The sequence below is a fragment of the Streptomyces sp. NPDC059853 genome (genome assembly GCF_042731495.1).
In the GTDB taxonomy this organism is placed as follows: domain Bacteria; phylum Actinomycetota; class Actinomycetes; order Streptomycetales; family Streptomycetaceae; genus Streptomyces.
Map to the genome: position 1 here is coordinate 1 of NZ_JBHWJL010000263.1, position 3,681 is coordinate 3,681.

Sequence of the window (3,681 nt, forward strand, 5' to 3'; positions counted from 1 at the left end):
CCGTCGGTCCCTCGTGCTCCCCGGCCTCGCCCGAGCGCGAAGCGGATGTCATCCGGCTGCGCCCTCGGGCCGGGGCCGGGGTGACGCCGCCTCAGATGGTGGGGGTGTCGTCCACAACCGGCTTGTGCGTCTCGATGACCGGCTTCCACCCCGCGGAGAACTCGATGAAGTCCGCACGAGTGGGGTAGGTGTCGATCGCGCGACGGTCACGCTTGGGGCTGTCGCTCCCCTTCCGCCCGCGGGGAATCTGCTCCTCGAAGATGTCGACCTTCACGTCGGGAACCTCCTTGAGGCCCTGGCGCCAGATCTGCACGACGTCGGCGCCGAACGCCTGCCGGGCCGCCGCGTAAAGGGCCGTGAGGGCCCCCTTGTCCCCGCCGGGGACGAAAAGTGCCAGATCCAGCACGACACCGGCGGACTGGAGAACCTCGATGGTCGCCGAGCCGTTCTCGTCGGCCACGTAGATTCCGGCGTCGTCCTCGTCGTCGGGAAGGCAGGAGACCTCTTCCTGGAATATGGTGCGCGCCGTGACCGAGCCGCCCTCGAATTCCTCACCGGACTTGGTCAGAAAAGCGGGGACGTAGCAGCCGGGAAGCTTGAGCTCTGCCGTGTCGGCGGAAACGAAGATCCTGTCATTCACGCCGAGCTCCGTCGTCTCTTCCAGCGAGAGGCGGCGAGCGGCGATCTTCTCCGTGTTCACGATTTCCCTTTCAGGTTGCACTGTCCCTCCGAACGAGGACGGTACCACGAACCCAAGAGGTCAACTGACCAGCACTTTCCGGGTAAATGACCTCCGATGACCTGCCCGGGAGGATACCGAAGCGCATGTTGCTCAGGCGGCACCTCGCACCCGCCGGGCAGCACCCTCGTCATGGTATCGGGGAACAACAGGCGCCTGCATTTCGGTGCGTTGAGCAGTGCGCCGGAACCAAAAGAGAGCTTACGGCAGATATCACCCATACCTACATCGGAGAGCGCGAATTGAACGTGGCCGAACTCGCGCCGGACAAGCGCCCGGGACCCACCGGACCGCCCTGCCCGCGGAAAGGAGACGTCCACCCTTCCGATCGCCCGCCGGCCCGGCGACCCATGCATTCCTCGCCGAGTCCCCGGCGTCTCGGCCGGCCACTTCCGGGGCACTGGTCACCCATGGATGAGGTCGAAGTCGTCGTTGCCCATGCCGAGCGGGCGACGCTCCGGGTCGGCGACGTGTTCCCGAAAGTGGACGCCGATCAGGCGCGTATCGATGCCGAGGTCGAGGCGATGTCCCGCGCACCGGTCCCGACGCCGGAGGTCCTGTGGCGCAAGCCGCCCGTGCTCGCGATCGCCGCCGTCCCCGGAACGGTGCTCGGCCGTCTCGGTGAGCCCTCGACCGCGTCCCCGGCGGCGTGGTCGGCGGCGGGCGCCGCCGTCCGGAAGCTGCACGAGGCGCCGTTGCCATCCTGGACCGGGCGATGCCCTGTCCGACCTCGCCACCCTGACGCTCGGACACCCCGATCATCTGGACGACGTCATCGCCGGTTACGGCACCGAGGTCGACCTCGACGTGATCCGCGCATGGTGGTCACTGCGAAGCCTGCTGGGGATTCGCCGGCTGATCGAGCACGGATTCGACCCGTTCGCACCGGGCTGCGAGGTCGACGTACTGACATCCCGGACGTGAGGCCGCGCAGGTCGCACTGCCATGCGGGGGCTCCGCTCCCTGCACGCCGGGGGTGTGGCCGGCCGGCCCGGAGAAGCCGCGCTGCGCGCTGATCGTCTCTGCCCGCTGGGCCCCCTCGCCGCAGCGCGCCCTGGTCTTCGAGGATCTTTTCGCGGAGGGAGCCGCGCTCGCTCCGGCCGGTGGATCCGGTGGCCACCGGAGGGTCGGCTCGTTGCGCCGGTCCTGGGCGGGGGCCGCTGCCGGACGCCGTCGTCAGGGCCGGTTCGGGTCGGAATGCAGCACCATGAAGAGGGACCAGGCGGGCGCGGCCGGGTCGTCCGGGCGGGCGGCGAACTCGTCCAGGAGATCCTTGAGCCGGGTGCGGAACTCGTCCATCTGCGGCGGTGGCAGGCGCAGCGCCATCCTGACGCCCTCGGTCTCGGCCTCGGGGACGAGGGCGAGTTCCTCCAGGAACGCGTCGAGCATCGACCGGTCGAGCGCGGGTGTTTCGAGGTGCCAGCTCTTGTACGTCGTCAGGTACGGAATCTCTCGTGCGCCGCGCGCGCCGCGCCGTTCTTCCTGTGCCTCCAGGAATCCGGTGCGGACCAGCGTTCTGGTGTGGTGCAGCACGCTGGCCGGGTCCCGGCCGAGGATCGCCGCGATCTCCTTGTTCGTGTGCGGCTTCCGCACGCAGATGCGCAGGATGCGCAGGCGGAGGGAGGAGGCGAGTGCCTTCGCCTCCGCGTCGGTCGCCGGCCGGCGTTCGGTCATGACCAGCAGCGTACTGAAGGGCGCGCAGCCCAGGAAGGGCCGGACCGCGAGTGATTGACAAAGCTCAATCACTCGTCCAGTGTTTCGCTGTGCCCTTCGCAGCCCGGGGATCCGCGGATCTCCCGCCATGCCCACCGTGGCCCGAACAGAAGAGGTCAACCATGCCGAACCATCCCGGACCGACCGGCGGGACCGCCGCTGCCGACAGCCCCGCAGCTCAGGCGGATCTCCCCGCGCACCGGCGGATGGTGGTCGGTCCCGTCGAGGCTCCCCCGGGGCCCGGGGAGAGGGAGAACGACTACGACGCTTTCGCCGAGGCGTACACGGCCCACAACGAGACCAGCCTGCTCAACGCCCACTACGCGCGCCCCGCGATCGTGGACCTGGCCGGCGACGTGACGGGCCGCCGGATCCTGGACGCCGGCTGCGGCGCCGGCCCGGTGGCCGAGGACCTGCGCGAGCGGGGCGCCGTCGTCGCCGGGTTCGACTCCAGCGCCGGGATGCTGGCGCTGGCCCGGCGGCGGCTCGGCGACGGTGTAGTGCTGGAACGCGCCGACCTGGGCGGCCCGCTGCCCTTCGCCGACGCCGCGTTCGACGACGTCGTCGCTTCCCTGGTCCTGCACTACCTGGAGGACTGGACGACGGCGCTGGCCGAACTGCGGCGCGTCCTCAAGCCCGGCGGCCGCCTCATCGGGTCCGTCCACCACCCCTTCGTCCAGCACATGACGGCACCGCCCGGAACCGACTACTTCGCCATCCGCCCCACCTCCCAGTGGTGGGAACTCGGCGGCACCAAGCACCTGATGACCTTCTGGGACCGGCCGCTGCACGCGATCACCGACGCGTTCACCGCGGCCGGCTTCCGGATCGACGTCCTGAGTGAACCGGCCCCGGGACCCGGTACCCGCGAACGGTTCCCCGAAATCTTCGAGCAGAAGGAGTCGGGCAGGTTCCTGTGCTTCCTGTTCTTCGTCCTCACGAAGGCGTGAACACCGCCCGCGAGGAGCTTTCCGACGGATGTGACCGCGGCCCCGTCCTCGCCGGCCGTCCCCGCTGTCATCATTTCTCCCGTTTCTGCCATCCGCCGGCTACGGCTGCCGCCCAGGTGGTAGAGATTGTCCTTGTTGGTGTCCGCCAACCTCCGCAAGGCCAACCGCGACCGTACCTGGGGCCAGGTCACCTGCCGAAGGTCCGGGCAACGGATCCCTCAGCCACCGGCCGTGGGTTCGAGCCCCCCAGCAGGCCAGGAGCGCCGCTCCTGGCCTGCC

General features: G+C 69.7%; 3 protein-coding genes and 1 pseudogene. 2 read left to right on the forward strand and 2 right to left on the reverse strand.

Annotated features, from left to right (window positions below):
* Window positions 1-91 precede the first annotated feature (91 nt).
* Window positions 92-700 carry a hypothetical protein gene (locus ACFV5N_RS22070; RefSeq protein WP_385602524.1) on the reverse strand — a complete coding sequence of 203 codons (609 nt, stop codon included), beginning with the start codon at window positions 698-700 and terminating at the stop codon, window positions 92-94.
* A gap of 449 nt (window positions 701-1,149) precedes the next feature.
* On the opposite strand from ACFV5N_RS22070, the pseudogene ACFV5N_RS22075 reads away from it, so the two are divergent.
* Window positions 1,150-1,663: pseudogene (locus ACFV5N_RS22075) on the forward strand (hypothetical protein).
* A 252-nt stretch (window positions 1,664-1,915) separates the two neighbouring features.
* Here the strand turns inward: ACFV5N_RS22075 and ACFV5N_RS22080 are convergent.
* Window positions 1,916-2,413, reverse strand: a complete 498-nt coding sequence (locus tag ACFV5N_RS22080) for an ArsR/SmtB family transcription factor (RefSeq protein ID WP_385602526.1) — start codon at window positions 2,411-2,413, stop codon at window positions 1,916-1,918.
* Window positions 2,414-2,658: 245 nt separating this feature from the next.
* Here ACFV5N_RS22080 and ACFV5N_RS22085 point away from each other — a divergent pair, with 245 nt between their 5' ends.
* Complete coding sequence (locus tag ACFV5N_RS22085; protein WP_385602543.1) at window positions 2,659-3,402, forward strand: methyltransferase domain-containing protein; 744 nt, start codon at window positions 2,659-2,661, stop codon at window positions 3,400-3,402.
* The last annotated feature ends 279 nt before the right edge of the window (window positions 3,403-3,681 follow it).